The sequence below is a fragment of the Mesorhizobium sp. A623 genome (assembly GCF_054489405.1).
Window position 1 is genome coordinate 1 of record NZ_JBTMXB010000092.1, and the last position, 2501, is coordinate 2501.

At 63.4% G+C, this 2501-nt stretch carries 2 protein-coding genes; both read right to left on the bottom strand.

Annotation, left to right across the window (positions count from 1 at the left end; translation table 11 throughout):
* A partial coding sequence (phnY, locus tag ACX3P1_RS27885) for a phosphonoacetaldehyde dehydrogenase (protein WP_459083011.1) occupies positions 1-1247 on the bottom strand: 1247 nt, incomplete at its 3' end.
* An 18-nt stretch (positions 1248-1265) separates the two neighbouring features.
* On the bottom strand, positions 1266-2501 hold a 1236-nt coding region (gene phnA, locus ACX3P1_RS27890; RefSeq protein WP_459083013.1), incomplete at its 5' end, for a phosphonoacetate hydrolase.

The window sequence follows — 2501 nt, forward strand, 5'->3', positions numbered from 1 at the left end:
GACGACAGGCCGAAGGCGGTGGAGTTCGACAGCTTGATCAACTCGTCGTCATTGTCGGGCGCGCGCACGATCGGGATGATCGGCCCGAACGTTTCCTCCATGACAAGTTCGGATTGATGCGGCACGCGGTCGATGACGATGGGCGGCAACAGCGCGCCCTGGCGGCCGGGATTGTAGAGAATGTCGGCCCCCGCTTCGGCTGCCATGTGCACGCGGGCTTCGAACAGGGCGGCGGCCTTTTCGTGGACCACGGTGCCGAGATCGGTGGTGCGGTCCATCGGGTCGCCGAAGCGCAGCTTTTTGGCCCGCTCCAGCACCATCGGCACGAAGCGGTCGGCGATGCTTTCCTGCACCAGAATGCGCTTGACCGCCGTGCAGCGCTGGCCGGAATTCTTGGTCGCGCCGGCAACGGCGAGATCGGCCGCACGGGCGAGGTCGTCGTCGGACAAATCGTTGAGGATGATGAACGGGTCGTTGCCGCCAAGCTCCAGCACCTGGCGCTTGTAGCCAGCCTTGCCGGCGATCATCTTGCCCACCGGCACGCCGCCGGTAAACGTGATCAGGTCGATGTTTTCGTTGGTGATCATCTCGTCGCCGATGTCCTTCGGCCAGCCGGTGACCACCGACAGCATTTCCGGCGGCAGGCCGGCCTCATAGAGAATGTCGGCCAGGATCAGCGCCGTCATCGGCGTCAGTTCGGTCGGCTTGACCACGATGCAGTTGTTGGTGGCGATGGCCGGCGCCACCTTGTGCGACACCATGTTGAGCGGATGGTTGAACGGCGTGATCGCCGAGATGGCGTTGAGCGGCTCGCGCGTCGTAAAAATCTTGCGCGCCTTGCCGTGCGGGGTGAGGTCGCAGGAGAAGATCTCGCCATCGTCCATGATGCACATCTGGCCGGTCAGCGTGAACACGTCATAAGCGCGGCCGACCTCGTACAGCGAATCCTGCTTGGAGATGCCGAGTTCAAGCGTGACCAGATCGGAGATTTCCTCCTTGCGGGCGGCAAGCAGTTCGGCCGTGCGCAGCAGGATGCGCTGGCGCTCATAGCGCGTCAGCTTGGGCTGATAGGTGGCTGCAATGCGGAACGCCTCGCGGGCATGTTCCGCGTCGCCCGCCGGCACGGTGCCGATCACCGTGTCGTTCCAGGGATAGCGCACCTCGACGACGCCTTCGGCATCGACCTTTTTGCCGGCAATGCGCATCGCCTCGTGGCGGACTTTTATCGACGTTTCAGCTTTGGTCATGGCCATCACCTTTCAATTTCAGTTCGACGGCAGCGCCGCCGCCGTCACCGCGTAGAAGAACGCGTCGAAATTGCGCAAGCTCGGCGCATCCGGCTGGTCGGGCAGCACGCGGTTGGTGATGAACGGCACGCGCTGCTCGGTCAGCCCGCCATGCGAGCGCAGCGGCTCGTTCAGCGCCGCCAGGTCGTGGCGATGCTCGCTGGTGCCGATGGTCTTGTTCTCGGTCGAGATCATGACGATGTCGCCGATGCGGTCGGACGGCAGCTCAAAACGCTCGCAGGCGGTCGGGTTGTCGACCACCAGCATGATGCCCTCGACCTTGGCCAGCCGCGCCATGATGTCGGCCTGGTCCGCACCCTTCGGCAGATAGGCCGTCGCGAAAGAACCCAGCGCGCCGTGATGCACGACATAGGGATCGGTGATCGGCAGGATGACGCGGGCGGCATCCTTGCCCAGCCATTCGTCCAGAATGTCCTGCACATAGACGACGTCCGGCGAGCCGTCCTTATGATGCTTGGGCTTCATGCCGTGGTCGGCGGTGACAACGATAGCCGCCCCCAGCGCATCGAGTTCTGCCAGGTATTTGTCGAACATCTCGTAGAAGGCGTTCGCCTGTGGCACGCCCGGCGCATATTTGTGCTGCACATAGTCGGTCGTGGTCAGGTACATGACGTCCGGCTTGAACTCCTTCAAAAGCTGCACGCCGGCGGCGAAGACGAATTCCGACAGTTCGGCCGAATAGACTTCCGGCACGGCCAGTCCGAAATGTTTCGAGGCATTGTCGATGCCGTGTTCGGCGACCGTCGTGGTGTCGGACTTTTCCGCCGAGAAGCACAGCGCCCTGCCATCCTCGAACTTCAGGCCCTTGCCGAGCAGCGCCCGCAGCTTGTCCTTGGCGGTGACGACCGCGACCTTCGCGCCGGCGTCATAAAAGGCCGAAAAGATGGTCGGCGCACGCAGGAAGCGCGGGTCGTTCATCATCACTTCCTTGCCGGTCTCGCGCTCATAGAGGTAGTTGCCGCAAATGCCGTGCACCGCCGGCGGACGCCCGGTGGCGATCGACAGATTGTTCGGGTTGGTGAAGCTCGGGATGACCGAATGGGCAAAGCGCACCGTGCCCTTCTGTTTGATCCTCACCAGCGCCGGCATCAGCCCCGCCTGGATAGCCTCGTCCAGATAGGCCGGCTCGCAGCCGTCCAGGCAGATCGCAATCGCCGGCACGCGCGGCCAAGGATAATCGCGCCCATTGACGGA